General features: G+C 66.7%; 27 protein-coding genes, 3 tRNA genes and 1 pseudogene. 9 read left to right on the top strand and 22 right to left on the bottom strand.

The genetic code is table 11. The features are described from left to right. Window positions 1-93: 93 nt before the first annotated feature. Window positions 94-789 (top strand): DUF1003 domain-containing protein, encoded by a 696-nt coding sequence (locus tag NF876_RS10135; protein WP_262268678.1) that lies wholly within the window; start codon window positions 94-96, stop codon window positions 787-789. 37 nt (window positions 790-826) lie between these two features. Here NF876_RS10135 and NF876_RS10130 read toward each other — a convergent pair whose 3' ends face one another. The 8 genes from NF876_RS10130 to NF876_RS10095 form a co-directional block, all read right to left on the bottom strand. After that, window positions 827-1,837, bottom strand: a complete 1,011-nt coding sequence (locus NF876_RS10130; protein WP_262268677.1) for a 2-hydroxyacid dehydrogenase — start codon at window positions 1,835-1,837, stop codon at window positions 827-829. Window positions 1,838-2,002: 165 nt separating this feature from the next. Beyond that, complete coding sequence (locus NF876_RS10125; protein ID WP_262268676.1) at window positions 2,003-4,597, bottom strand: cation-translocating P-type ATPase; 2,595 nt, start codon at window positions 4,595-4,597, stop codon at window positions 2,003-2,005. Window positions 4,598-4,625: 28 nt separating this feature from the next. After that, entirely contained in the window at window positions 4,626-5,459 is an 834-nt protein-coding gene (locus NF876_RS10120) for a universal stress protein (RefSeq protein WP_262268675.1), read from the bottom strand. A 151-nt stretch (window positions 5,460-5,610) separates the two neighbouring features. Continuing rightward, window positions 5,611-6,684 (bottom strand): NAD(P)-dependent alcohol dehydrogenase, encoded by a 1,074-nt coding sequence (locus NF876_RS10115; protein WP_262268674.1) that lies wholly within the window; start codon window positions 6,682-6,684, stop codon window positions 5,611-5,613. A gap of 185 nt (window positions 6,685-6,869) precedes the next feature. Next, complete coding sequence (locus NF876_RS10110) at window positions 6,870-7,451, bottom strand: Hsp20/alpha crystallin family protein (RefSeq protein WP_262268673.1); 582 nt, start codon at window positions 7,449-7,451, stop codon at window positions 6,870-6,872. Between the two features lie 321 nt (window positions 7,452-7,772). Continuing rightward, window positions 7,773-7,849 (bottom strand) — tRNA-Arg (locus NF876_RS10105). A gap of 20 nt (window positions 7,850-7,869) precedes the next feature. Further along, window positions 7,870-8,175 carry an ETC complex I subunit gene (locus NF876_RS10100; protein WP_210811866.1) on the bottom strand — a complete coding sequence of 102 codons (306 nt, stop codon included), beginning with the start codon at window positions 8,173-8,175 and terminating at the stop codon, window positions 7,870-7,872. A gap of 37 nt (window positions 8,176-8,212) precedes the next feature. After that, window positions 8,213-8,289, bottom strand: a tRNA-Pro gene (locus NF876_RS10095). Between the two features lie 437 nt (window positions 8,290-8,726). Here NF876_RS10095 and NF876_RS10090 point away from each other — a divergent pair. The 3 genes from NF876_RS10090 (at window position 8,727) to NF876_RS10080 (ending at window position 11,044) form a co-directional block, all read left to right on the top strand. Further along, a complete protein-coding gene (locus NF876_RS10090) occupies window positions 8,727-9,089 on the top strand; it encodes a CVNH domain-containing protein (RefSeq protein ID WP_262268672.1) in 363 nt (120 codons plus the stop codon). A 671-nt stretch (window positions 9,090-9,760) separates the two neighbouring features. Next, window positions 9,761-10,021 carry a PilZ domain-containing protein gene (locus NF876_RS10085; protein ID WP_262268671.1) on the top strand — a complete coding sequence of 87 codons (261 nt, stop codon included), beginning with the start codon at window positions 9,761-9,763 and terminating at the stop codon, window positions 10,019-10,021. 138 nt (window positions 10,022-10,159) lie between these two features. Then, complete coding sequence (locus NF876_RS10080) at window positions 10,160-11,044, top strand: GGDEF domain-containing protein (RefSeq protein ID WP_262268670.1); 885 nt, start codon at window positions 10,160-10,162, stop codon at window positions 11,042-11,044. A gap of 4 nt (window positions 11,045-11,048) precedes the next feature. Here the strand turns inward: NF876_RS10080 and NF876_RS10075 are convergent, their stop codons facing one another. The 4 genes from NF876_RS10075 to NF876_RS10060 form a co-directional block, all read right to left on the bottom strand. Continuing rightward, window positions 11,049-11,465: a hypothetical protein gene (locus tag NF876_RS10075; protein ID WP_262268669.1), complete on the bottom strand. Its 417-nt coding sequence runs from the start codon at window positions 11,463-11,465 to the stop codon at window positions 11,049-11,051. Between the two features lie 9 nt (window positions 11,466-11,474). Then, window positions 11,475-11,942, bottom strand: a complete 468-nt coding sequence (locus NF876_RS10070; protein ID WP_262268668.1) for a DUF192 domain-containing protein — start codon at window positions 11,940-11,942, stop codon at window positions 11,475-11,477. Further along, entirely contained in the window at window positions 11,942-12,562 is a 621-nt protein-coding gene (locus tag NF876_RS10065; protein ID WP_262268667.1) for a cold-shock protein, read from the bottom strand. The genes NF876_RS10070 and NF876_RS10065 overlap by 1 nt, the downstream gene beginning before the upstream one ends. Window positions 12,563-12,689: 127 nt before the next feature. Continuing rightward, window positions 12,690-13,403: an SIR2 family NAD-dependent protein deacylase gene (locus NF876_RS10060; protein ID WP_262268666.1), complete on the bottom strand. Its 714-nt coding sequence runs from the start codon at window positions 13,401-13,403 to the stop codon at window positions 12,690-12,692. A 104-nt stretch (window positions 13,404-13,507) separates the two neighbouring features. Between NF876_RS10060 and NF876_RS10055 the strand changes: the two genes are divergently transcribed. Then, window positions 13,508-14,467: an acetyltransferase domain-containing protein gene (locus NF876_RS10055; protein ID WP_262268665.1), complete on the top strand. Its 960-nt coding sequence runs from the start codon at window positions 13,508-13,510 to the stop codon at window positions 14,465-14,467. A 124-nt stretch (window positions 14,468-14,591) separates the two neighbouring features. On the opposite strand, the gene speB is transcribed toward NF876_RS10055, so the two are convergent. The 3 genes from speB to NF876_RS10040 form a co-directional block, all read right to left on the bottom strand. Further along, a complete protein-coding gene (speB, locus tag NF876_RS10050; RefSeq protein ID WP_262268664.1) occupies window positions 14,592-15,632 on the bottom strand; it encodes an agmatinase in 1,041 nt (346 codons plus the stop codon). Window positions 15,633-15,651: 19 nt separating this feature from the next. Next, on the bottom strand, window positions 15,652-16,851 hold the full coding sequence (gene rocD, locus NF876_RS10045) for an ornithine--oxo-acid transaminase (protein WP_262268663.1): 1,200 nt from the start codon (window positions 16,849-16,851) through the stop codon (window positions 15,652-15,654). A 99-nt stretch (window positions 16,852-16,950) separates the two neighbouring features. After that, entirely contained in the window at window positions 16,951-17,466 is a 516-nt protein-coding gene (locus NF876_RS10040; protein WP_262268662.1) for an Lrp/AsnC family transcriptional regulator, read from the bottom strand. Window positions 17,467-17,780: 314 nt separating this feature from the next. On the opposite strand from NF876_RS10040, the gene NF876_RS10035 reads away from it, so the two are divergent. The 3 genes from NF876_RS10035 (at window position 17,781) to NF876_RS10025 (ending at window position 19,135) form a co-directional block, all read left to right on the top strand. After that, complete coding sequence (locus NF876_RS10035) at window positions 17,781-18,065, top strand: hypothetical protein (RefSeq protein ID WP_262268661.1); 285 nt, start codon at window positions 17,781-17,783, stop codon at window positions 18,063-18,065. Between the two features lie 94 nt (window positions 18,066-18,159). Continuing rightward, window positions 18,160-18,786, top strand: coding sequence for a 2-dehydro-3-deoxy-6-phosphogalactonate aldolase (locus NF876_RS10030; RefSeq protein ID WP_262268660.1), 627 nt, complete (start codon window positions 18,160-18,162; stop codon window positions 18,784-18,786). Window positions 18,787-18,880: 94 nt separating this feature from the next. Further along, a complete protein-coding gene (locus tag NF876_RS10025; protein ID WP_262268659.1) occupies window positions 18,881-19,135 on the top strand; it encodes a hypothetical protein in 255 nt (84 codons plus the stop codon). A gap of 64 nt (window positions 19,136-19,199) precedes the next feature. Here the strand turns inward: NF876_RS10025 and NF876_RS10020 are convergent, their stop codons facing one another. Further along, on the bottom strand, window positions 19,200-19,433 hold the full coding sequence (locus tag NF876_RS10020) for a DUF6894 family protein (RefSeq protein ID WP_099508000.1): 234 nt from the start codon (window positions 19,431-19,433) through the stop codon (window positions 19,200-19,202). A 261-nt stretch (window positions 19,434-19,694) separates the two neighbouring features. On the opposite strand from NF876_RS10020, the gene NF876_RS10015 reads away from it, so the two are divergent. Beyond that, window positions 19,695-19,997, top strand: a complete 303-nt coding sequence (locus NF876_RS10015) for a hypothetical protein (RefSeq protein WP_262268658.1) — start codon at window positions 19,695-19,697, stop codon at window positions 19,995-19,997. A 110-nt stretch (window positions 19,998-20,107) separates the two neighbouring features. On the opposite strand, the gene NF876_RS10010 is transcribed toward NF876_RS10015, so the two are convergent. The 6 genes and pseudogenes from NF876_RS10010 to NF876_RS09985 all read right to left on the bottom strand — a co-directional run. Continuing rightward, a tRNA-Glu gene (locus NF876_RS10010) sits at window positions 20,108-20,182 on the bottom strand. A gap of 135 nt (window positions 20,183-20,317) precedes the next feature. Next, window positions 20,318-22,129: a single-stranded-DNA-specific exonuclease RecJ gene (recJ, locus tag NF876_RS10005; protein WP_262268657.1), complete on the bottom strand. Its 1,812-nt coding sequence runs from the start codon at window positions 22,127-22,129 to the stop codon at window positions 20,318-20,320. A 27-nt stretch (window positions 22,130-22,156) separates the two neighbouring features. Next, window positions 22,157-22,597: a GNAT family N-acetyltransferase gene (locus tag NF876_RS10000; RefSeq protein WP_262268656.1), complete on the bottom strand. Its 441-nt coding sequence runs from the start codon at window positions 22,595-22,597 to the stop codon at window positions 22,157-22,159. Between the two features lie 271 nt (window positions 22,598-22,868). Further along, complete coding sequence (gene glpX, locus NF876_RS09995; RefSeq protein WP_262268655.1) at window positions 22,869-23,867, bottom strand: class II fructose-bisphosphatase; 999 nt, start codon at window positions 23,865-23,867, stop codon at window positions 22,869-22,871. 57 nt (window positions 23,868-23,924) lie between these two features. Next, complete coding sequence (locus tag NF876_RS09990) at window positions 23,925-25,247, bottom strand: homoserine dehydrogenase (RefSeq protein ID WP_262268654.1); 1,323 nt, start codon at window positions 25,245-25,247, stop codon at window positions 23,925-23,927. A gap of 68 nt (window positions 25,248-25,315) precedes the next feature. After that, window positions 25,316-25,527: pseudogene (locus tag NF876_RS09985) on the bottom strand (aminotransferase); the annotation flags it as partial.

Genomic DNA, 25,527 nt, shown 5'->3' with positions numbered 1-25,527 from the left:
CACGAGGAAGCGCGCGATGGTACAAATCGCACCTTGGTACACCTGCGTCGAGCCGTTAGGTTTGATCCACGCCAATATCGCGGAACGGCGAACATGACCTCCCACGCAGCGTCTTCCAACGGCACCTGCCCCATCACAGGCAAAACCTACCCCCTGAGAGACCTCATCCTCATCGATCAATTGCGACCTGCCCTCGCAGAGCGGATCCGGCAGGATCACCCGGAGCTGGACGATCATGGCCGCATCAGCCGGGCTGCGGTCGACCGGTACCGTCTGCTCTATGTCGAGGAACTGCTGCGCCAGGAACGCGGCGAACTGACAAAACTCGACAGGGAGGTGGCCCGCAGTCTCGCCGAGGGCAGCATGGTGTCGGCCAATGTCGAGGAAAGTTACGATGAGAAGCGTACCCTGGGGGAGCGACTGTCGGACGGACTCGCAACCTTCGGCGGGAGCTGGCCGTTCCTGATCGCCTTCGGGTTTCTGCTGGGAGCCTGGATTCTCATCAATGCCCTGCGCGGGACGGAAGCGTTCGACCCCTATCCCTACATCCTGCTCAACCTGCTGCTGTCCTGCCTCGCGGCCGTTCAGGCTCCGATCATCATGATGAGCCAAAGGCGGCAGGAGGCGAAGGATCGGTTGCGCTCCCTCAACGACTACCAGGTCAACCTGAAGGCGGAACTCGAGATCCGGCATCTCCATGAGAAGCTGGACCATCTGATCACGCGCCAGTGGGAGCGATTGGCCGAGATCCAGGAAATGCAGATCGAGCTGCTCCAGGAGCGCCGATAGGCACGATCCCGGTTGGATCCTCTCGAGGACGGAGCGATCATCCTCCCGCGCCCCTTTCGACCGAGACTTCATGCAGAGCCCGTCCGGTCGCCTCGAATGCGGTTATGTTCGCCAGGGTCGCCTCGGCGATGTTGGTCAGCGCTTCCCTGGTGAAAAACGCTTGATGCCCGGTCATGAGCACATTCGGGAAGGTCAGCAGTCTCGCAAAGACGTCATCGCTGATGAAGCGGTTCGAAAGATCCTCGAAGAACAGGTCGGTCTCCTCCTCGTAGACGTCGAGCCCGAGGCTTCCGATGGTGCCATCCTTGAGGCCCTTGATGACGGCGCGGGTATCGACCACGCCACCCCGGCTCGTGTTGACGAGCATCACACCAGGCTTCATGCGCCTCACCGCCTCGGCGTTGATCAGGTGGTGGGTTGCCGGCGTCAGCGGACAGTGGAGGGTGATGAGATCGCAGGAAGGGAAGAGCTCCTCCATGGGCACGTACCGCACGCCCATCGCCTCGCAGGCCGGGTTCGGGCGGACGTCGTGTGCCAGGACCGTGCACCCGAAGCCCGTCAGGATCTTCGCCACGATTTCGCCGATCTTCCCGGTCCCGACCACACCGGCCGTCTTGCCGTTGAGGTCGAATCCGAGCAGTCCCTCCAGGGCGAAGTTGCCCTCGCGCACCCGGTTGTAGGCCCGATGGGTCTTCCGGTTCAGGGTCAGGATGAGCGCCATCGTGTGCTCGGCGACCGCGTACGGGGAATAGGCCGGCACCCGCGCAACCGCGATCCCCTCACGCTCGGCTGCCTCCAGATCGACGTTGTTAACCCCGGCCGAGCGCAGGGCCACAAGTCTGACCCCCCTGGATGCGAGATCGGCGAGTACGTCCCGATCCACCTCGTCGTTCACGAAGGCGCACACGGCTCCTGCGCCCGTGGCGAGCTGACTTGTTTCGGCCGAGAGACGGGCGTCGAAGAAGGACAGTTTGTGGCCATATGCGGCATTCGCGGCGCCCAGGAAGCGACGGTCATATGATTTGGTGCTGAAGACTGCGACGTGCATCGGGCGACCTCATCGTTACAAGAGGGCTTCGTATGGAACCGGACCATCGGTGGGAGGACAAGGCCCTCCCTACGCGCGAAGGCCCTTTCGACGCAGGCGCCTGCCCGCGGATGACGGAAATGCCCGCCGCGGGAAGCGGTGTACCCTGGATGTCGGCGATGCGCGTCATGCCGGTCTCCGCTGTTCGTCGCGGGGCAACGACACCGTCCGAAGTCGCCGAGCCAATCCGAACCAGCCGCCGGCCAGGACTGCGATCGTCAAGGCCGTCGCCAGATTCAGCGGGCTCGGCGGCGACAGGCGTAGAATGGCAGCAAGAGGTGGGATGTAAAGCGCCGCCGCGACGATGGCGGCAGCCGAGACCCCGATCACCCAGAAGGCGATCCTGCTCCGGTCGAAGAACGAGGTGCCCGGCTCCGCCGCATCGGCGAAGGCCAGCACCAGGTTTGCGACCACCAGGGCGGCGAACGCCGACGCCCGCGCCTGCGTGTCGGGAATACCTGAGTTCAGTGCCCAGACATAACAACCGAAGACGGCCCCGAGTACGACGACACCCTGAACGAACCCGAGCACGATCTGTGACGTGCCGAAGAGCGGCTCGGTCGCGGGTCGCGGCGGCTTCTCCATCGCGTGCCGCTCGCTGGGCTCCCCCTCGAAGGCGAGCGAGCAGACCGGGTCGATCACGAGTTCCAGCATGATCACGTGCATCGGATAAAGGATCGGCGGCAGTCCCATGATGAGGGGCAGCAGGGCCAGCCCGGCGATGGGCACGTGGACCGCCGTCACGTAGGTCAGCGCCTTGCGCAGATTCGCGAAGATGCGCCGCCCGAGGCGCACGCCGCCGATGATCGACACGAATCGGTCGTCGAGAAGCACAAGGTCCGCCGCCTCCCGCGCGACGTCCGTTCCGCGTTGGCCCATGGCGATGCCGATATGGGCGGCCTCGAGCGCCGGCGCGTCGTTGACGCCGTCGCCGGTCATGGCAACGATCTCGCCATTGGCCTTGAGAGCCTCGACAAGCGCGAGCTTCTGCTCCGGCATGATGCGCGCGAAGACCCGGATGCGTCGGACCCGCTCCCTCAGGCCTCTTGGATCGAGTTCGGCCACCTCCCGGCCGGTGAGCACGCCCGGGCTCGTGTCGATCCCGGCCCGGCGAGCGATCGTCAGGGCGGTGGCTGGGTAGTCGCCGGTGATCATCGCAACGGTAATCCCCGCCCGCGTGGCCTCTGCGACGGCCTGTGGAACATCGGCTCGGACGGGATCCGCAAAGCCGACCAGGCCCTCGATCCGGAACGCCATATCTTCGGGAGACGAGGGGCTGTCCCTGTCATCCCGGGCGGACGCCACCCCGAGCACTCGCAGGCCGCGGCCTGCCAATCCCGCCACCACGGCATCCATCAGCGCTCGCTCGTCACCGTTCATGCGGCAAAGACGGACAATCGCCTCCGGGGCGCCTTTTGCCGCGTACAGGACGCCGCCCCCGGGCTCCGGCCACACCTGGGTGAAGGCCAACAGTTCGGGGCGGAGCGGATAGGTGCGCAGCGGGGTCCCGCTCCCATTCCCCTCAGGGAGAGCCCGCATCGCCGCGATGCGGACCGCCCGGTCCATGGGGTCTACCGGGCGGTCCGCGGATGCGAGCAGCGCCGTCCTCAGCGGCTCGACAAAAGCGTCGGAAATCCTGCCGTCGGGCCGCAGATCATGGGCGTTGCCGTCCCGCCAGACGGTGGTGAGCACCATCCGGTTCTCGGTCAGCGTGCCGGTCTTGTCGACGCAAAGGAAGGTGGCGGCCCCGAGTGTCTCGATCACCGCGGCGCGGCGTACCAGCACCTTGTGCCGGGCGAGGCGGAAGGCCCCGAGCGCCATGAAGATCGCCAGCACCATCGGGAACTCCTCGGGCAGGAGCGCGATGGCCAGCGTGATGCCGGACAGCGCGCCGCCGATCCAATCGTCCTGCAGCACGCCGTAAGCCACGGCAACGATGGCGCAGAACCCGAGCGCGAGAACTCCGAGCCTGGCGACGAGCGCGCCCGTCGTCTTCTGGAGCAGCGTCGACTCGTCCGCGATGGCGGCGAGCGAGGAGCCGATGCGCCCGAGCCGCGTCGAGGCGCCGGTGCGCACCACACGCGCCATGCCCTGCCCGCGGACGTTCAGGGTGCCGGCAAACAGGTACGGGGTGTCGTCGCCCGGCTCCGGATCGCCGTCCTGGATTGCATCGGCCGCCGCCGGACGCTTGGATACCGGGACCGACTCGCCGGTGAGGGCCGACTCGTCGACCGTCAGCGCATCGCCCGCGATCAAGATCCCGTCAGCCGGCAGCCGCTCCCCCTCGCCCATGAGGAAGAGATCGCCCGGGACGATCTCGCGCGCCGGAACGCGCCGCTCGGTCCCGGCGCGGATCACCCGCGCGGAGGGCTCGGCCAGTTCGCGCAGGGCGGCCAGGGCCCGCTCGCTCCTGGCTTCTTGCAGCACCACCAGGCCGATCGTCACGGCGGCACCGACCGCCATGAACAGGCCTTCCCCCATGTCGCCGAGCACCAGGTAAAGCCCGGCCGCAGCGAGCAGCAGCAGGAACATCGGTTCCCGCAGGATGTCGCGGACGATGCCGATCAGGCCTCGGGAGCGCTTGCCCGCGAACGCATTGGGCCCATGCCGCGAGAGACGGCGCCGTGCCTCGGCCTCGTCGAGGCCCGTCAAGCCCGCAGGGACGGCCTCCATGGTTCCTGCCCCATGGCCGTCCGGTGCGGTTTGCGCGTGCACGGCCATGTGCGCCTCCGGTTGGGATGGTCCACCTTCACTGGGCCACCAGGATCGGGGTTTCCGCAGCGGTGAGCATGTCCCGCGTCGCGCCACCGAACACCTGCTCCCTCAGGCGGGTGTGGCCGTAGGCCCCCATGACGACCAGATCCGCCGAAACGCGGCGCGCCTCTTCAAGGATGACCTCGGCGACATCGCGGCCTTGGCTGTCGGCGGTGACGACCTCCGCGACGACGTTATGATGGGCGAGATGGGCCTTCAGCTCCGCCGCAGGCTCGACATCCGCCGGGGGATCCACGATCAGGACGACGGTGCGCGCCGCCTGTTCGATGAAGGCCATCCCCTCGCGCAGGGCGCGGGCCGCCTCGCGGCTGCCATTCCAGGCGACCAGAACGGTCTCGAACGGTCCCTTTCGGTGGCGGCCGGGCGGCACGAGCAGCAAGGCGCGCCCGCTGCCGAACAGTACCGCCTCCACGAGGTCGGGCCAGAGCGCTGATTGGGCCTCACCGTAGCACCGCGTGGCGATGAAGAGATCGGCGCATCGGGCCTGCTCCGCCACCCTGCCGGTCAATGCCCCGAAGGTCTCGTCGAGGCGGCGCAACTCGCCCGGCACCTGAAGGCTGGCCAGCCGCTCCGTCAGCCGCCGGGCCGTGACATCGCCGTCCTTCAGCGCCTGGTCCTGGAGTTCGGTCAAGACCTGCATCGCGGCCGCGCCGCCATCCATGGGCATGGCGATCGTGAGATCCGGAAGCTGGTTGGCGAAGAGCCCGATCAGGTGGGCCCGATCGGCTGACGCGAGCGCCTGCCCGTGCTCCAGCCGGATCTCGTCCTCGGGACTTCCGTCGAGATGCACCATGATGTCCTTGATCATCGCTCTATCCCTCTGCTTGCCAGGTCACGGCCTCATGCCGGGGCCATGATCATGTGGCCGGAGGCGGGACCGCGCCTTGATCTGGCGCAACCCGCCCGCGTCGATCGGCGTATCCGTTCTCGGCCCGCCCCCGGTGAACCTGTCGGTGAACCTACGGCGTGATCGCGACCTTCAGCACCCCGTCGCGCTGATGGGCGAAAAGATCATACGCCTCCTCGATCCGGTCGAGCGGGAAGCGGTGCGTCACGAGAGGACGCGTGTCGACGCGGCCTGACGCTATGGCAGACATGAGGCGCCGCATGCGTTCCTTGCCGCCCGGGCAGAGCGTCGTCCGAATGGTGTGGTCGCCAAGTCCCGCCAGGAAGCCGTCGAGCGGGAGCCTCAGATCGCCCGCATAGACTCCGAGCGACGACAGGGTTCCGCCGGGGCGGAGCACGCGCAGCGACGCCTCGAAGGTCTCCTGCCGTCCGAGCGCCTCGACGGAGACGTCGACGCCGCGCCCGTCGGTCAGGCGCCGGATCTCCTCGACCGGATCGGTCTTCGTGAAGTCGACCACGTGGTCCGCGCCCATGCGGCGCGCCATCTCCATGCGCGCGGGCACGCTCTCGACCGCGATGATCGTCGTGGCGCCCATCAGGCGTGCCCCGGCCGTGGCGCACAGACCGATCGGCCCCTGGGCGAACACCGCGACCGTGTCGCCGATGCGGATGCCTCCGCTTTCCGCCCCGGAGAAGCCGGTGGACATGATGTCCGGGCACATCAGCACCTGCTCGTCGGTGAGCTCGTCCGGCACCGGGGCGAGATTGGCCATGGCGTCGGGAACGCGCACGTATTCCGCCTGACAGCCGTCGATGGTGTTGCCGAAGCGCCAGCCGCCCATGGCTTTCCATCCATGCTTCGTGCCGGCTCCGTCCTGCGAATGGCAGCCGCACAGGCAGGCCTCGCTGTGCCCGCTTGGCGTAATGGCGCCGGCGATGACGCGCTCGCCCTCGCGGTAGCCCTGCACGGCCGATCCGAGCTTCTCGATGATCCCGACCGGCTCATGGCCGATGGTCAGCCCTCGCGCCACCGGGTACTCACCCTTCAGGATATGGATGTCGGTGCCGCAGATCGTCGTCGTGGTGATGCGCACGAGGGCGTCGAGGGGACCGATGTCCGGGATCGGCTTCTCGTCCAGAACGATGCGGCCGGGTTCCACGAAGACGGCGGCTTTCATCCTGGGCATGGCGATGCTCCCTGGTTGGCCCCTATGGGGCCTCATGGCCCCGAGGGTGCGCGATAGGGATTATGGCGGGGCTCCCGAAGGCCGGCATTGACGCGGATCAACTCGGACGGAGAGCCTCGCCTCCCCGTGGCGCGGGCCGGCCCTTTCGGTGACAGGCAGACACCGACAGAACAGCCGGGCCGGCATCAGCCGGATTTTGTGTCGTCCGAGCGATCCGACCTGTCGACAACCTGCTGGCCAGCTCGATTCGTGCCGCCCTGGCCGGACGCGCCCCGTCCCTGGACCTGGATGCGCCGGGAGCGCTCCGGCCGACCGGTCTTCGGTACGGTCACGGTCAGGACGCCGTTCTCGAAGCTGGCTCGGACCTGCTCGGAGTCGACGGCATAGGGCAGCCGCAGCGAGCGCTGGAAGGTGCCGTAGGAGCGCTCGACGAAGTGGAAGTTCTCCTTGTCGTCCTTGCGCTCGAACTTCTTTTCGCCCCGGATGGTGAGCACATCGTCATCGAGGCTCACGTCGATATCCTGCTCGGTGACACCCGGCAGCTCGGCCGTGATGCGGATCTCCTTGTCCGTCTCGGACACGTTCATGCTGGCATTGACGACGCTGCCGACGTCACCCTGTCCCTGGCTGCCGGCTGCCGCGGGCAGACCAAAGCCGCGGAAGACATCGTCGAAGAGACGGTTCATCTCGCGGTGCAAAGACAGGAAGGGATCGCCTGGAAACATTCCGCCGCTGGGGCGGAAGGGGGTCATGGGATTGCGGGCCATTGTGCGTTCCTCCTCATCAACCGGTGATGCCGGGCGGGTGGTGTCCCGCGCCGGAAGGGCAACACAACTGGGACCGGGCGATTGGAAGCCGCATTTCCGCCATGGGCGGGCCAGGGCAGACGCGCCCGATCCGCAGACCCGATAATAACCCCCCATCCCCCGTCTTGGAATGGGAATCAGGGCGCTCGGTGGGCCGGAACGACGGACCCGCGTGCGGAGGAACGCCGATCTATCACTGTGCTGCGGCAACAGGAATGTCGTGCCGCTTCAGTCCTGCCTGGCGATGATCATCGACAGGATCATCGAGTATGCCGCAAAGAATGGCGACTCCGGTAGGGCTCGAACCTACGACCTGCCGCTTAGAAGGCGGCTGCTCTATCCAGCTGAGCTACGGAGCCATCCGGATGCCGGCCCTGCCCTAGTGGGTCCAGGGACCGACGCGGTTGAACTTGAAGTTGTCGGAGTAGGAGATTGTCCGCCGCTTCACCTCATGCGGCTCCTCGACCCGGTACGCGATGCCCTCGCGCTCCGCATAGGCCATGGCCTCTTCCTTGGTGTCGAACCACAGGCGGAGCTGCTGGCGGGTATCGCCGGAGCTCGTCCAGCCCATGAGGGGCTCGATCTCGCGGGGCTTGTCCTGCTCGAAGACGAGAAGCCATTGCTTCGTCCGGGCCAGACCGGACTGCGTTGCGGACTTGGCGGGCTTGTAGATCCGTGCGGGCATTGGTTTCGGACTCTCTCCAAGGCTCATCCGGTGAAGATGGTCGGGGCGGCAGGATTTGAACCCGCGACCCTCTGCTCCCAAAGCAGATGCGCTACCAGACTGCGCTACACCCCGTTATCCTCAACAGCTTGGTTTCTCTATCGTTCTGGAAACGGAAGCGCAAGGGGCCGGGTTCCAGGAAGGGAACACAGCGGAAAGCTTGAGATCGATCGGCGGGGCGAACGGTGGGCTATGGCCTCAGGCTGCGGTTGCCCGGGCGGCCGGGCAGGATGCCCGGCGATGATCCCGGCAAAGACGATTGCGCAGGGGACCGGAACTGTCGCCATCGCTCAGTTCCAAGTCGCCCGTCCAAGTCGCCCGTCCAAGTCGCCCGTCCAAGCCGCCCGTCCAAGTCGCCCGTCCAAGCCGCCCGTCGAAGCCGCCCGGTTCGTCTGTCGTGCGAACGGCCACGACTGCGATCTCCGGGATCAACCGTTCAGACACCTGTCAGGAACGGCGTGGCACCTTATACTTTGCCGGACAGCGGCTTAGGGCAAATACTGGAGCGTCGGATGCGTCATTTCTGTTTGGTTTTCGTCGTCGCGGCTGCGGGCTGGGCGGCTGCGACGATCGATGCGTCCGCCCAGGCTGGAGGAAGCTTCTATCGGACCTGCACGGACATCCGACAGCGCGGACCGTTCCTCACTGCGCTCTGCCAGGACCGATTCGGTCGGCTCGTCGAGAGCCAGTTGAACTTGCGAGCCTGTCCCGGCGGGAGAGCGGCCAATGCCAACGGGCGGCTGGTTTGCGAGGGTGGAGGGCGTCCCGTCTACCGCGAGCCCCGCCCCCGCTACGGTAGCCCATACGACGACAGGGGCCGGTACTATGAGGAGTATCGCCGTCCCGGGCCTCGTGATTACTATGAGGAATACTGAACGCCAAATCCCGAATAGTCGGACCTCGCCACGGCCCGTTGATCGCCAATCCTCAGGATGACCTCCCCCCGCGAGACAACTTCCGTTTTCCGAGCTCATCGGTGCGCCGATCGGGATCCGGTTGGAGGGCCGGGGTACCGTTGGCGCTTCTCACGAACCGTGGCGCACGCCCTGGCGCATTGTGCGGAAACGTGGATCCGGTTTTCCCATGATGAACGATGCGCCAGCCAGGCGAGGGAGCATCGGATCCGATCCAAAAAATGGGTCCCCTTTTCCACACCCGATGCTCTCGCTTCCGTTTCACTGTTTACCCTTGGGCGGAAAGCGGGATTCGGCGGTCTCCTGAATGCCCAATGCGACACCGACGCTCTGTCTGCAACGATGATGAGGGGCTCGGAGCACCTATCCGGACGGTTCCATCTTCCGAGGTGTTCCATACCTCTCATGACCAGCGGCCGGGTCCTTCCCTCCTTCCGCGGGCGAGCCATAATCCCGACACCGGTCCAGGTTTGCCCCTACGGATCGTACCTCAGCGCCTGCCTTCGGGAGGCGCTTCTTTTTTGATCTCGGCGGTTCCCCCGGGCCCGGAGCCGTGGCGGTCCCCAGAACATGTTCGCGCCAGCTTCGCCGTATAGAAAAGCGTCTTCCTCGCAGACGTCAGGATCGCAAGCATGAGCCATCGGAGACCCGAGCGTCGATCAAGTCAGCGCCGCCTCACCCAGCTGGAAGGACGGATCGCAGGACAGACTGCTCAGGCGCCGATCGCGTGCACGGTATGGGACCTGTCGAATGACGGCGTGCGCCTGGTCGTCGCCCCTCCGGCCGACGTTCCCCTCGAATTCGAACTCCAGATCCCGTCGGAAGGTGCCAGAGCGCGAGTCAGGCTGGTCTGGACCACCGGAATCCATTACGGGGCCCGGTTCACGGACTGAAGCAGGCGGCTGGGCAACGGAGCCGAGAAGAGTTCAACCGGTAGGGCAATCTTCCCAAACGGCAGTGAATCGGGCAAAGGACCCCGCTGGATGACCAGTGATCATGACGTCCGACCCTCGCAATCGGGATGAGCTGCCATGAAAATCTATCGTCTCTTCAACAGGCTGCCACGGCCGCGCAGCTTTGCCGGCCGGGTCCTGTTGATCTGCTTCGTCGGCACCCACATCCCCCTCATCACCTTTGCACTCTGGGCCCTGGTGAAGAATCAGGCTTTTGGTCGGGAGAACTGGGCGGACCTTCTCGTGCTGCTCCTCGCGACCCTGGCGGGCACGGCGATCACCTTCGTTCTCGTCCATGGGATGCTGGCGCCGGTGCGGGTCGTCACTCAGGCTCTTGGCGATTATCGGCAGAACAAGAACCTGCCGGCCCTCCCCCGCAACCTGTCGGACGAGGCCGGCACGATGCTCGGCCAGGTTCAGGAGACCCTCGAAGAGCTGGATCTGACGTTGAGCAACCTGGCGCGAGCCGCCGAGACGGACCCGTTGACGGGGATCGGCAACCGGCGCTGGCTCGCCAGCCGCGCGGAGGAACAGATCGACCGCGCGCAAAGGACCCAGGCACCGCTCTGCGCCATTCTCTTCGACCTGGACCGGTTCAAGGCCATCAACGACCGCTACGGCCACGCCAAAGGCGATGCCGTGCTTGTCGGTGTGTCCCGGTTCGTGAAAGGCGAGTTGCGCTCGTCCCATCTCTTCGCGCGCACGGGCGGCGAGGAATTCTGCATCATTCTGCCCAAGACCTCGCTGGACGACGCCGTGGCCCTTGCGGAGCGGCTCCAGAGAGGACTCTCCGGCCAGTCCGTCGCCCGGCTCGATCCCGGCGTGGTGACGGCGAGCTTCGGCGTCGTCGAGCGCGAAGCCAAGGAGAAGGATCTGTCGAGCCTGCTGCGGCGGGCCGACGACCTGCTCTACCGGGCGAAGAACGACGGCCGCAATCAGGTGGCGACGTCGACGCTCGCATAAGGGTTCAGAAGATGCTGACGGCGCAGGGCTGGTGACCGGACGTCACGTCGTCCGTGATCACCCAGTGGATGATCCTCCCGCTCTCGTCGATCTCCAGGATCATCTCGAGAACGGCCAACTCGGCGTAGACGCCGAAGAACCCGTAGCGGCGCCCGCCCCAGGACGGAATGCTGAACCGGTCGATCTCATGGGTCAAAGCCCGGCATTGGGCCAGGATCTGATGAAGCCTCTCGACCGGATACTTGACCTGGAGCGGCGGGGAAAGGAGTTCGCGGAAGGCTTGAGCATCCTCGGCCCTATAGGCGCGAAGCAACTCCTCCGAGACGTTGAGCAAAGCATGCGGGCCGACCTCGGACAGGGCGGGCACCGGGAGAACGGCCGCTAGCAGCGAAACGGCCGTGGCCCCGAGTCCCTTGATCATTCGGCTCGATCAGCGCTTGAAGAGCGGGTGCTCCACCCGGTCACCGGGCTTGATGCCGAGCTTGGCCGCCGTGCCGGCATTCAGCTCGAGGACCGAGAGAACCGGTTCGCCGGACGAGATGGTCCGGGTCGAGAGCGGCTCGGTGTTGGCCGCGATCCGGGCGATCGTCCCGTCGGCCCGGATGAACAGCATGTCGAGGGGCAGATAGGTGTTCTGCATCCACATGGACACCGGCTCGGTCCGGCCGAAGTCGAACAGCATGCCCTGATCGGCCGGCATGGAGCGGCGGAACATCAGGCCCTGGGCCCGGTCCGCGTCGTTGCGGGCGACTTCGACCCGGAAGCTCTGCCGCTGCCCGCCCTGCGTGGCGATCGACAGGGTCTCCAGCGCCTGCGCGTACACCGCGCCGGCGGTCAGTACGAGAAAAGTCAGGGCCGAAAACGCCGGCCGGATACGCGACAGCACGGGCAGACTCATCAGTGGGAGTGCGGCAGGGCCATGTCGGCGAGGCGGACTTCAGCGGCCATGAGGCCCTTGGAGCCGTCGCCGAAGCGGACGAATACCCGCTCGCCCGGCTTCAGCTCGGCGATGCCGTAGCGGCGAAGGGTTTCCATATGGACGAAGATGTCGGGCTTGCCTTCCCCTTGTGTCAGGAAGCCGAAGCCGCGCAGGCGGTTGAACCACTTCACGACCGCCGGCTCGAGCCCGCTCGTCGGCACCACCTGGACATGCGTCCGGGGCAGCGGCAGCTCGGAGGGATGCAGGGCGGTGGATTCATCCAGCGACAGGATGCGGAAGGCCTGGAGGCCGCGCGGACGCTGAACCGCCTCCACGACGATGCGGGCGCCTTCGTTCGCCGCCTGATAGCCGTCGCGCCGCAGGCAGGTCACATGGAGCAGAACATCGGGCATGCCGTTGTCGGGAACGATGAAGCCGAAGCCCTTGGCGACGTCGAACCACTTGATGCGGCCGCTGACCTGGACGAGCTCAAGAGCGCTCTCCTCCGAGGTCGGCTGAGCGACCTCGCGACGCCCCTGTTCGAATGATGAATTCTCCTCGCGGAGACTGAAAGAATTGGAGCCGTAATCGCCAGTCATGAAATTACCCAAACTCGAATCATGATCCCGATTCTTAATAAGAGGATAACATCGTCCTGAATCAGGGGAAGCCAGAAACGCGCATTCGAGGCCGATGAAATTTTCGGCAACCGGCATGTTCTTGAAGTTACGGCAGAAATACTGAAAAGACGGCGCCGATCTCACCACGGATCACCAGATCGGCCACCCGGTCCAGGGGCGTAGGCTCCCGGTTGACGATCACGAGGCGGGCTCCGTTCTCCTTGGCGAAGGCCGGAAACGCCGCCGCCGGATAGACGACCAGGGACGAACCGGCGACCAGGAAAAGGTCGCACGAGGCGGTCAGTTTCTGGGCCCGGCGCATGGGCTCCTCCGGCATGGTCTGTCCGAACGAGATGGTGGCCGTCTTGAGGATGCCCCCGCAGCTCCGGCAATCGGGTGGATCGCCGTCGGCATCGAAGCAATGCCTCACCCAGTCGAGTTCGTGACGGGTGCCGCAGGCGAGGCACCTGGCATAGGTGCCATTGCCGTGCAGCTCGATGACCTGATCGGGCGCGAGGCCCGATTCCTGATGCAGCCCGTCGATGTTCTGGGTGATGACGGCCGGCATCCGGCCCGTCGTCACAAGGGACGCGAAGCCGCGATGTCCGGCGCTCGGGCGAGCACCCCGATAAAGATCGTCCATGGCGAATTTGCGCCGCCATGCCTCCCGGCGCGCCTCCGGGCTCCGCAGGAACAGGGCGAAGGAAATCGGCTTGTGCCGCATCCACGGGCTGTCCGGCGACCGGAAGTCCGGGATGCCGCTCTCCGTCGAGATGCCGGCTCCCGTGAAGCCCGCAACGACACGAGCGTCTTGAATCATGTCCCGTAATGTGGCGATTGACGCGGAAAGGCTCTCGGTCATCCCACTGACATATGGCAAGCGGACCGGGAGGGAACGCCTTCAAACCGACGAGGCCAGCAGATTTGACCGCCCTCTCCTCGCAAGCCCGAACCGCCGCATCCCAGCGCTGGGACGTGGTCGACATCGCCCGTGGCATCGCGATCGCCGCGATGATCCTCTATCATGTCAGCTGGGACCTGAGCTTCCTGCAACTGATCGGGACGAACATCCTCCACATCCCGGCCTGGCGCTGGTTCGCGCGCGGGATCGCCGGCTCGTTCCTGGTGCTCGCGGGCTTCGGCCTGACGCTCGCCCACGTGCGGGGCTTCCGGGAGCGGCCGTTCCTGAAGCGCCTCGCGAAGGTCGGCGGCGCGGCTCTCGCCGTGACCCTGGTGACCTATGTCGCGTTTCCTGAAAGCTACATCTTCTTCGGCATCCTTCACTGCATCGCGGTCTCCAGCGTGCTGGCCCTGCCCTTCCTGCGGCTGCACCCCGGCCTGACGCTGGCGGGCGCGGCGTTCTGCCTGGTCGCCCCCCGGCTGTTCACGAGCCCTGCCCTCGATGCCCCGTGGCTCGACTGGCTCGGTCTCGGCGCGTCGGATCCCGTCACGAACGATTACGTGCCGATCTTCCCCTGGTTCGGCCTCGTGCTGATCGGCGTGGCGGCCGGCAGGCTGCTTCTGAGCCGGCCGGAGACGCTCGGCCTGGCCGGCTGGCGGGCCGGCAACCCCCTCTTCAGGATTCTGGTCTGGGCCGGGCGCAAGAGCCTGCCGATCTACCTGATCCACCAGATCGTCCTGCTCGGCCTTTTGTCCGGCGTCGCGCAGGTCGCGGGCCCCAGTCCGACGGCGGCCTGCCGCCAGATCTGCCTGATGCAGAACGGCGACCCGGCGCTGTGCCCATCGGTGTGCTCCTGCATTGTGCAGCAGGTGCCGGAGCGGGATCTCTGGCAGAGGCTCATGGCCGGCAAGGCCGCCGCCGAGGACAACACCCGGATCTCGCGCGCAGCCCAGCAATGCATGCGCGAGAGCCCGCCGTCCTAGGACATCGGACGGACCCAGAGGGCCGCCTCATCCGATGCGCCGGTCAAGAGAGGGAGCCTCGGATGAATCCCAAAAGTGGTGTCCACTTTTCGCTGACGCGGCCCTCTGGGTCACGTCTGAGGCTCTAGACAACGTTCAGGCGGCTCTCCTTGGCGGCGCGCTCGGCCCTCGCCTCCGCCAGGAGGCAGAGAAGCTCGAAGGCGATGGAGGCTCCGACCAGAGCGGTGCCGCCGGACTGGTCGAGCGGCGGCGACACCTCGACCATGTCGGCGCCGACGAGGTTCAGGTGCCGAAATCCGCGCACGAGCTGCAACGCCTCGCGGCTCGTGAAGCCGCCGATCTCCGGCGTCCCCGTGCCCGGCGCGAAGGCCGGATCGATGGAATCGATGTCGAAGGTGAAGTAGGTCTGCTCCATGCCGACCACCCGACGGGCTTCGGCGATCGCGAACGGGATGCCCTTCTCCGCCACCTCTTCCATGTCGATGATGCGGATGCCCTGGTCGAGGGCCCATTCCCGCTCGTCCGCCGCGTACATGTGCCCGCGGATGCCGATCTGCACCATGCGCTTCGGGTCGAGCACGCCGTCCTCGATGGCCCGGCGGAACGGGGTGCCGTGCGTGAGCTTCTGCCCCCCGAAAAAGGTGTCGCCGGTGTCGCTGTGCGCATCCACATGGATCATGCCCACGGGCCCGCTCTTCGCCGCGAGCGCCCGCAGGATCGGATAGGACACGATGTGGTCGCCGCCGATGGAAAGAGGCGTGACGCCGCCCTGGTGGAGGTAGGAGATCTCGGCTTCGATCCGGCGGAGCGTGTCCTGCACGTCGATGGGATTGACCGGCACGTCACCCACATCCGCGCAGGCGCACAGATCGTAGGGGGCCACCAGCGTCCCGTAATTGACCATGCGCATGAGCGATGAGGCCTCGCGCACCTGGCGCGGCCCGAGGCGGGTCCCGGGACGGTTCGTGGTCGCCCCGTCGAACGGGATGCCGACAATCGCGATGTCGATCTCGCCCGGCGCCTGGGTCGGCGCGAGGTAAGGCAGGCGCATGAAGGTGGAGATGCCGGCGAAGCGGGGCACCACCATTCCGGACAGGGGCTGATAGGTCTCCAGGCGCTGCTCGCGGGAGGCGGATTCCGACTTCATCGTCAGGTTCTGTGCCATCGATCCTCGTCCCCGTGCGTCAATGAACGGCGCGGGCGAAAACCCGCTCGATCCGCTCCATTCCCCAGTCGATCTCGTCGCGGGTGATGGTGAGCGGCGGCGCGAAGCGCAGCACCGTGCCGTGAGTGTCCTTCGAGAGAACGCCGTTCTCGAGCAGCGCATCGCAGACCGCCCGCGCCGAGACCACGCCGGCGTTCACTTCGACCCCGACCCACAAGCCGCGCCCGCGCACGTCCCTCACGATGTTGCTGCGCATGGCGCGCAGGCGATCCTGGAGATAACCGCCCAATTCCGCGCTGCGCTCGACCAGATGTTCCTCCTCGATCACGGCCAGCGCCTCGAGTCCGATCCTCGCGGCCAGCGCGTTGCCGCCGAAGGTCGAGCCGTGCGAACCGGGATTGAAGACGCTCATGACGTCGCGGGTGCCCACGAAGGCGGAGACCGGATAGACGCCGCCGCCGAGGGCTTTGCCCAGGATCAGGCCGTCGGGCTTGATGCCCTCGTGCTGATGGGCGAACCAGCGGCCCGTGCGGCCGAGGCCCGACTGGACCTCGTCGAGGATCAGCAGGACGTCGTGGCGGTCGCAGAGCGCGCGCAGGTCCTTCAGGTAACCGTCCGGCGGCACGACGATTCCGGCTTCGCCCTGGATCGGCTCGATCAGGATCGCGCAGGTGTTCGCCGTGATGGCTTGTTCGACCGCCCGCGCATCTCCGAACGGCACCGCCTTGAAGCCGCCGGCGAAAGGACCGAACCCCTCCCGGTAGGACTCGTCGGACGAGAACCCCACGATGGTGGTGGTGCGGCCGTGGAAATTGTTGTTCGCCACGATGATCTCGGCCTGATCCTTGGCGATCTTCTTCCTGGCGTAGCCCCAGCGCCGCGCAGCCTTGACGGCGGTCTCGACGGCCTCCGCGCCGGTGTTCATCGGCAGCGCCATGTCGAGGCCGGTGATTTGGACGAGACGCTCGAGGAACGGGCCGAGAAGCTCCGTGTGGTAGGCCCTGCTGGTCACGGCGAGCCTCGACGCCTGCTCCATCATCGCCTTGAGGATGCGCGGGTGGCCATGGCCGAGGCTGACCGCCGAATAGGCGCTCATCATGTCGAGATAGCGCCGGCCTTGCGTGTCTGTCGCCCAGACGCCCTTCGCGTCCCTCAGGACGACAGGCAGCGGATCGTAATTGGCAGCGGTGACCGAGCGTTCGAGAGCGATGAGATCCATGGAATCCTCCATGGACAAGCTTATGGGGGCGCTGCTCCGGTTGAGGCTGAATTCCCGGCCTGCCGCAGCCGATTCTGTCGCCAAGGCCGGCGGGCGGGCTCAGTCCAGGTTGTCCGCCACCGGATAACCCTCGAAACTCTTCAAGGTCTTGAGCACGAAGGTCGTGTGGATGCGGCCGATTCCGAAACCGGGGTCGGCAAGATAGGCCTCGGTGAGCGCCTCGTAGGCGGCAAGGCTCGGAGCCACGATCCGGGCGATGTAGTCGTATTCGCCGTTCACCACCTGCAGCTCGATGACAGCAGGATTGGCTGTCAGGGCGCGCTCCAGGCGCTGACGGGTTCCGGTCGACGGGTCACGCATGCTGATGCCGGCGAGCGCGATGATGTCATGCCCGAGGGCCGCCGGCTCGATCAGGGCCGTATAGCCGCGGATCACGCCCTTCTGCTCGAGGCGCCTGACCCGTTCCAGGCAGGGCCGGGCCGACAGTCCGACCCGCTCCGACAGAGCCTGATAGGTGATGCGTCCGTTGTCGCGCAGAGCGTCGAGGATCAGGAGGTCGATCCGGTCGAGAGAAGGTTTGACGCTGCGGCTCAGCAGCTTCGAAGGCGGCTTCATGGTTCAGCTCGAACGGGCCCCGAAGAAAAGGCGGGTCAATCTCGCGACGGACTGGCAGGTCTCTATCCTACGAGGCCCGAGCCTTGCAATTCCACCTAAGGAATGAGGCCGATCCCCTGCCGGGTCCGCACCTTTCGCTCGTGGGCGACAATATTCCGACAAAATCGGCCTTCGACGACTGTATCCCTCATGACATTCTGTTGCATTTACGCTAGGATCGCGTCGTGTTGCCGTACAGGGTTTCATTTCGTTTCGTCATTGAACCAGTGCCGTCCGTGGATATGACTTTACGTCATCGATAAGGGGGCAGATCAGTGGGCTTTCTGTCAGAGGCGGATGTCGGCGAACGGATCGTCGCCCTGTGTCAGTCGCTCCACGGGCAGGGCGAGGCGCCGATCATCCTCGACATGTCGCTCACCCGTTCGCTCTCCTTCGATTCCATGAAGCTCGTGGAGTTCTTCACCGGCGTCGAGGCCCTGTATCCGGGTGTTGCCCTCGAGGACTGGTTCATCGAGAACTGCGCCGACGGTCGGGACACCCTGCGCAGCGCCGTCTCGTATCTGGTGCGATTTCTTGTTCCTCGGGCCGCCAGAGGTTGAAACCCGCTGTCGTCTTTGCCAACTAGTAGCGGCCCCGGGACGGGCGGCGCCGATCCGCCACATCCCAATGGGCGACAGGGCTGGAGGTGCTGCCGTGCTGCGAGATTATCTGACCGATCTTCCCCTGGTGGCGATCCTGCGCGGTCTCAGGCCTGAGAACGCGGAAGCCGTCGGCCATAGCCTGGTCGAAGCCGGATTTCGCGTCATCGAAGTGCCGCTGAACTCGCCTGAGCCCTTCCGAAGCATCGAGATCCTGTCCAGGACCATGCCGGCGGACGTGCTGGTCGGGGCCGGGACGGTCCTCGATCCGGACCAGGTCATCGGCGTCCATGACGTGGGCGGAAAGCTGATCGTGATGCCGCATGCCGATCTCGACGTCATCCGGGCGGCCAAGAAGGCCCGTCTCGTCTGCACCCCCGGGGTGGCCACCCCGACGGAGGCTTTCGCAGCCCTGAAGGCGGGCGCGGACGCCATCAAGATCTTCCCGGCCGAGGCCATTCCCCCGGCGGTGGTGAAGGCCTGGCGGGCCGTTCTTCCGAAGGACGCGATCGTCCTCCCGGTCGGCGGCATCAAGCCGGATAACATGAAACCCTATGTGGACGCCGGCGCGAACGGCTTCGGGCTCGGTTCCGCCCTGTTCACGCCTGCCATGTCGGTCGAGGAGATCGGCAGCCGGGCCCGCGATTTCGCCGCGGCCTGGCGGGACCTCAGGGCTGCCTGAACCCGCCCCGGCGATGATCGGGAACGAAACTGAGCAGGAACCCCTGGCGGAGAAAGCCGTTCTCAGGGGGAAACGCTTGTTCAGGGAGTTCACGATGAAGAATACGGCACTGCTTCTTGCGGCTTCGCTTCTCAGCACGGCTGCCTTCGCACAGGACACCACCACGACCATCAAGAAGGAAGAGGGCATCCTGGGCAGCCAGACGACCATCGAGCGCAAGACCGAGCCGAGCACCACGTCCTCGACCTCGGTCACGACCACCACCGGGTCGGTCGGCTGCACGACGGAGACCAAGCAGAAGACGGATGAGTTCGGCGATACGACGACCAAGAAGAAGACCGAGTGCTGATCGGGCCTTCGCGGTCATCGAACAGGGCCCGGCGTCGCGCCGGGCCTTTTTCGTTGCGCGACCGTCAGCGGCGCCGGCCGCCCTGCCCGCCGCGGAAGAACGGGACCGTCAGCAGCCGGCGTCCGGTCTCGTCCGTGATTTCGAGCTCGATATTGCCTGCATCGGCCAGTTCGTCCCGCAGCTCCTCGACGGTCGCCAGGGCCTCCGCCCGGGCCGCTTCGAGGTCGGGAAGCTCGATTCCCTCCTCGTCTTCATCGACGTCGTAGCCGTCCCGAATGTTGAAGAAATAACGCGGCATGGAGATTCAGCTTCGCTCGGTGTCTGGCGGACAAAACGCCCTCGCGGGCGGCAGGTTCAATACGGGCCCTGCCCCTTCTCTATACACGGATTTTCAGGAAGCCAGGATGCCTTTCCGCCAGACCGGCGCCGCTCGCGATCGATCAGGCCGCCGTCCCGGACTTTCGGCCGCCCCGTGACGCGCTTCGATGGAGCTTTTCGAGGCAGGGCGCGTTGATTGGCACGCCAAGGGCAATCGCGGGTCAACCGTCAGGGACATGTCATGATCCGTATCCCTCTGCCACACCTTGCCGTCCTCGGCGCGGCGATCGCGCTCGGCGGCGCTCCAGCGTCCGCGCAGACCTCCTGCGGGCCGCGCGAGCAGCTCGTGAAGCTGCTGGCCGATCAGTACAAGGAGGATCCGGTCGGCATCGGCCTCGCCCGGCCCGGTCAGGTGCTCGAGGTCTTCGCCTCGTCCAATGGAACCTGGACCATGGTCATGACCATGCCGGACGGCAAGGCGTGCATGATCGCCGCCGGCGACAACTGGGAAATGGTCACCAGGATCAAGGGCAGCCCGATCTGATCGCGAGCGCGCCCGAGCGCTTCCACGAGGTGAGGCGCCATCGAAGCCGCGAGAGCCCCGAACCGGCATCCGCGCGGCCGGCACACGACAATTTGTCCGGGAGGGAGAAGTGGCGCGCCCTAGGGGAGTCGAACCCCTCTTTCCTGCGTGAAAGGCAGATGTCCTAACCGATAGACGAAGGGCGCACGGTGCTTCGCGGCGGTGCCGCCGAAGTGGGCGAACCTATAGAGGGGTTCGTGACGCATCGCAAGCACCTTATGCCGGAAAAGTGTCCCGCTTCCGCGCGGCGGATGATGCCCCGATCGGGCACCGGATCCGCGTCATTCCGGCCGCGCCGCATCCATGATGCGGACCTCGACCTTCTCGTTTCCGCCCCAGCGATCGATGGACAGGGTCCCGGCCACGTGGAGCGTGTTGCCGATGGCCTGTGACAGGGCGTTCCCGAGGGGCTGCCCGGCGGCCCTGAAGGCGATTCCCCCGATGATGCTGCCGTCGCCGCCGCGAAGCTTGACGCGCATGTGGCCGCCGCTGCCGACCTCCCGCGCCTCCACCAGCCGGTGCTGCGGGAAGGCGAAGACCGGTTCCGGCTGGCCCTGGCCGAACGGCCCTGCCCGCTCCAGGGCCGTCACGACCCCGGGCTGCGCGCCGCCTGCCGTGAGCGTCGCGTCGATGGCGAAATTGTCCCGGAGGCGCATGGTGCTCACCGGATCGGTGAGCCTCTCGGTGACGTAAGCGAGGAAGCGGTCGAGATCGACGGCCTGGATCGTCACGCCGGCCGCCATGGTGTGGCCGCCGCCCTTGATGGCGAGCCCCGCATCCACGGCCGCCCGGACTGCGTGTCCCAGGTCGACGCCGGGCACGGATCGGCCAGACCCGGTCGCCGTGCCGTCCGGATTGAGAGTGAAGGCGAAGGCCGGCCGGCGGAACCGCTCCTTGGTCCGGGCGGAGATCAGGCCGACCACGCCCGGGTGCCATTCGGCCGAGGCGGTGACGAGCACCGGCAGGTCCGGCATGCGCTCGAGCGCCATCAGGGCCTGGGCCTCCGCTTCCGCGACGGCCACCACCTCGATGGCCTGGCGCTCCCGGTTGAGCCGGTCGAGCTCGGCGGCGAGCCGCCCGGCCTGCACGGGATCTTCCGTCAGCAGGAGCCGCGAGCCCAAGGCCGCATCGCCGATGCGGCCGCCGGCATTGATCCGCGGCCCGACGAGATAGCCCAGGTGCCAGCTCTCCGGCGCGCCGGCGAGGCCGGCCGTGTCGAGGAGCGCCGCCAGGCCGACCCTGCGGCGGCTCTTCATGATGGCAAGCCCCTGACGCACGAAGGCCCGGTTGAGCCCGATGAGCGGCACCACGTCGGCCACGGTCGCCAGCGCCACCAGATCGAGGCTCCCCATCAGGTCGGGCTCGGGCCGGCCCTGGAAGAAGCCGCGCAGGCGCAGAATGCGATTGAGTGCGACGAGGAACAGGAACACCACACCGGCCGCGCAGAGATGGCCGAGGCCCGAGAGGTCGTCCTGGCGGTTCGGGTTCACGATGGCGAGCGCGTCCGGCAGCTGCTCCGGCGCCTGATGGTGATCGAGCACGATGGGATCGAGGCCGAGGCGGCGAGCCTCCGCCAGTGGTTCGATGCTGGCCGTGCCGCAATCGACCGTGACGAGGATGTCGGCGCCCTGCTGCTTCAGGGCCCGGATGGCGTCGACATTGGGGCCATAACCTTCGGTGATCCGGTCCGGAATGTGGATCGCGTAATCGAGCCCGCAGGCGCGCAGGTACTCGGCAAGCAGCGCCGCGCTGCAGGCCCCGTCCACGTCGTAGTCGCCGAAGATCGCCACCTTCTCGGTGCGCAGGACCGCATCGGCCAGCCGGCTGGCCGCGGCCTCCATGTCAGTGAGCTTGTGGGGGTCGGGCATCAGGTCCCGCAGGCGCGGGTTCAGGAAGCCGTCCGTATCGTGCAGCCCGACGCCGCGCCCGGCCAGAACCCGCGACAGCACGTCCGGCAGGCCGTGGGTCTGGGCGATGGCGAGCGCGATCGTTCCCTGGGCGGCGTCGCAACGCTCCACCCAGGTGCGCCCGAGGGCGGAACTGGTGACGCCGAGGAAGGCTTTCGGCACGACGAGAGGAGATGATTCGGTCACGGCGGGAGTCTTATCCGCGAATTGTGGTCAAAGCATCCTGCGATACTGGATGAAGCCGGTGCGGGACGCGACCTTGTCGTAGAGCGCCTGGGCGGTCGTGTTGGTCTCGTGCGTCAGCCAGTAGACCCGGGCCGCTCCGGCGGCCTTGGCCTGCTCGTACACGGCCTCGATCAGGGCCCTGGCCACGCCGCGTCCGCGTGCCGCCTCGGCGGTGAACAGATCCTGCAGGTAGCAGTAATCCGCCGTGGTCCAGGTGGAGCGGTGATAGACCGTGTGGACGATCCCGACCATCCGGTCGTCGAGAACAGCCGCCAAGCCCTGCAGGGGCTCCGCGGGATCGAGGAACCGGCGCCAGGTCGCATCCGTGACCTCGGGCGGCACGGAGGATTTGTAGAACGTCAGGTAGCCCTGCCAGAGGGGTTCCCAGGCAGCCCGGTCGTCGGCGGTGAAGGGGCGGATCTGAAGCATGATATCGTCCATCTCGGGAGATACCATCCTTAATCCCAACAGCCTGTTTTCACAAAGCGCCGACGCTCCCTCCTGCGTCATCACCGGCCTCGTGCCGGTGATCCCGATTGTTGGACGCGCGGCGCTCTTCCGATCGGGATGGCCGGGACAAGCCCGGCCATGACATTGCGGGACCTCCATCGTGGACCGGAAGCGCCAATGACGCGAGGGAGGCAGAACGCAAATGGCCGGGACGAGCCCGGCCATTGAGGTTGGGGCTCTCCGGATGCTGCTAGTCCAGGTGGAACTTCGACAGTTCCCGGTGCTCGCCGTAGATCCGGCGCACGGTGCCGGTGGCGGAGCGGTAGACCACCGTCTCGGTGGTGATCACGTCCTTGCTGAAATGCACGCCCTTGATAAGGGCGCCATCGGTCACGCCGGTCGCCGCCACGATCACGTCGCCGCGGGCGAGGTCGGTCATGTCGTATTTCTTGTTGGGATCGGTGACGCCCATCTGGAGAGCGCGGGAGCGCTTCTCCTCGGTGTCCAGGATCAGGCGACCCTGCATCTGGCCGCCGATGCAGCGCAGGGCCCCGGCCGCCAGCACGCCCTCGGGCGCGGCCCCGATGCCGAGATAGATGTCGATGCCGGTTTCCTCGGGCTTCGTGGTGAAGATTACGCCGGCCACGTCGCCGTCCGAGATCAGCCGGATGCCGGCGCCGGTCTTGCGGATGGCCGCGATGAGATCCGCATGGCGCGGCCGGTCGAGCACGAGGGCCGTGAGCTCGTTCACCTTCACGCCCTTGGCCTTGGCGAGGCTGTGCAGGTTCTCCTCCGGCGAGGCGTCGAGGTCGACGACGCCGGCCGAGTAGCCCGGCCCGACCGCGATCTTGTGCATGTAGACGTCCGGCGCCGCCAGCAGGGTTCCGGCCTCGGCCATGGCCATGACGGCGATGGAGCCCGGCATGTCCTTGGCGCAGAGCGTGGTGCCCTCGAGCGGATCGACCGCGATGTCGACCTTCGGGCCCTGCTTGTTGCCGACCTTCTCGCCGATGAACAGCATCGGCGCCTCGTCGCGCTCGCCCTCGCCGATCACCACGGTGCCGTCGATGGGAAGCTTGTTCAGCTCACGACGCATGGCGTCCACGGCGGCCTGATCCGCGGCCTTTTCGTTGCCGCGGCCACGCAGCCTGGCGGAAGCGACCGCCGCGCGCTCGGTGACGCGGACGAGCTCCAGGGTCAGGATGCGCTCGATGATTTGGCCCGGTTGGACGGTAATGCCTTGCGACATGGACGTGTCGTCTCCCTCTTGTGATCGTGTGGGGACCGGAATGGCCCGGCCCCGGGGTTATTCGCGCTCGATGCGGATGACTTGGGGCGGCTCGGCGATAAGACCATCCCCCGAGATCTTTTCCAGGGCCGACCGGATCGAGGCTTCCGTGGCCGCATAGGTGATGAGCACCAGCGAGACCGGGGCCCCCGATCGCCCGTGCGGGTCCTTGGTGGCCGCCACTTCCGAGCGCTTCTGCAGGATGCTTTCCAGCGAAATGTCGGCCTCGGCCATGCGGGTCGCCACGCCGGCCGCGACGCCCGGGCGGTCGTGGACCGTCAGGCGAACGTAATAGCCGCCCTCGTGGCGCTGCATCGGCGCGCGGGGCGCCTTCTCGAGCCGGTCCGCCGGAGAGCCGAAGAGCGGCTGCACGGCGCCGGTGGCCACATCGGCGATGTCGGCCACGACCGCCGAGGCCGTGGCGTCCCCCCCTGCCCCCGGGCCGATGAGCGTCAGCTCCCTGACGGCATCGGCGTCGATGGTCACCGCGTTCGTCACGCCCATCACCTGGGCGATGGACGAGGTCCGGGGCACCATGGTCGGATGCACCCGCTGCTCGATTCCGGTCTTGGTGCGCTCGGCGACGCCAAGAAGCTTGATGCGGAAGCCGAGCTCCCTGGCCATGGCGAGGTCGAGGGGGGTGATGGAGGAGATCCCCTCCACGTAGATCGCGTCCGCGTCGATCTCGGTCCCGAAGGCGAGGCTGGTCAGGATGGCGAGCTTGTGGGCCGTGTCGAAGCCCTCGACGTCGAAGGTCGGGTCGGCCTCCGCGTAACCGAGGCGCTGGGCCTCCCTCAGGCATTCGGCGAAGGTCAGCCCCTCCAGCTCCATGCGCGACAGGATGTAGTTGCAGGTGCCGTTGAGAATGCCGTAGAGGCGCGAGATCCGGTTGGCCGGCAGCGCCTCGCGCAGGGTCTTGATGATCGGGATGCCGCCGGCGACCGAAGCCTCGAAGGCCAGGGACACGCCCTTCTCCTCCGCCAGCTTCGCCAGTTCGAGTCCGTGCTTGGCGAGCAGCGCCTTGTTGGCCGTCACCACGTGCCGGCCGAGCGACAGCGCGGCGCGCACCGTCTCCAGGGCCGCCCCGTCGGCCCCGCCGACGAGCTCGACCACGCAATCCACATCGGCCGAACGGGACAGGTCGACAGGGCTGTCGAACCAGGCATAGCGGGACAGATCGAAGCCCCGGTCCTTGGACCTGTCGCGGGCCGAGACGGCCACGACCTCGACGGGCCGCCCACCCCGCTGGGCGACAGCCTCGTTCTGGCGGTCGAGAATGCGAATGACCGATGCGCCGACGGTGCCGAGGCCGGCGATGCCGACCCGAAGGGGACGTGTCACGAACAACAGCTCCTTGAAAATCTCGGGCTGCTTTTACGACCCCTGCGGCGTCCTGTCCATGCGGACGGTCAGCCCCGCCTGACCATCGGCACCACATTGTGGAGCGTCTGGTCGGCATGGTCGAAGAACCGTCGGATGTTGCGCGCCGCCTGGCGGATGCGCTGCTCGTTCTCCACGAGAGCGATGCGCACGTAATCGTCGCCGTGCTCGCCGAAGCCGATCCCGGGCGCCACCGCCACGTCGGCCTTCTCCACCAGGAGCTTGGAGAATTCCAGGCTGC

This window comes from Microvirga yunnanensis, assembly GCF_025460875.1.
The sequence above is the reverse complement of the archived record's forward strand: the minus strand, read 5'-3'. Positions and strand labels throughout refer to the sequence as shown.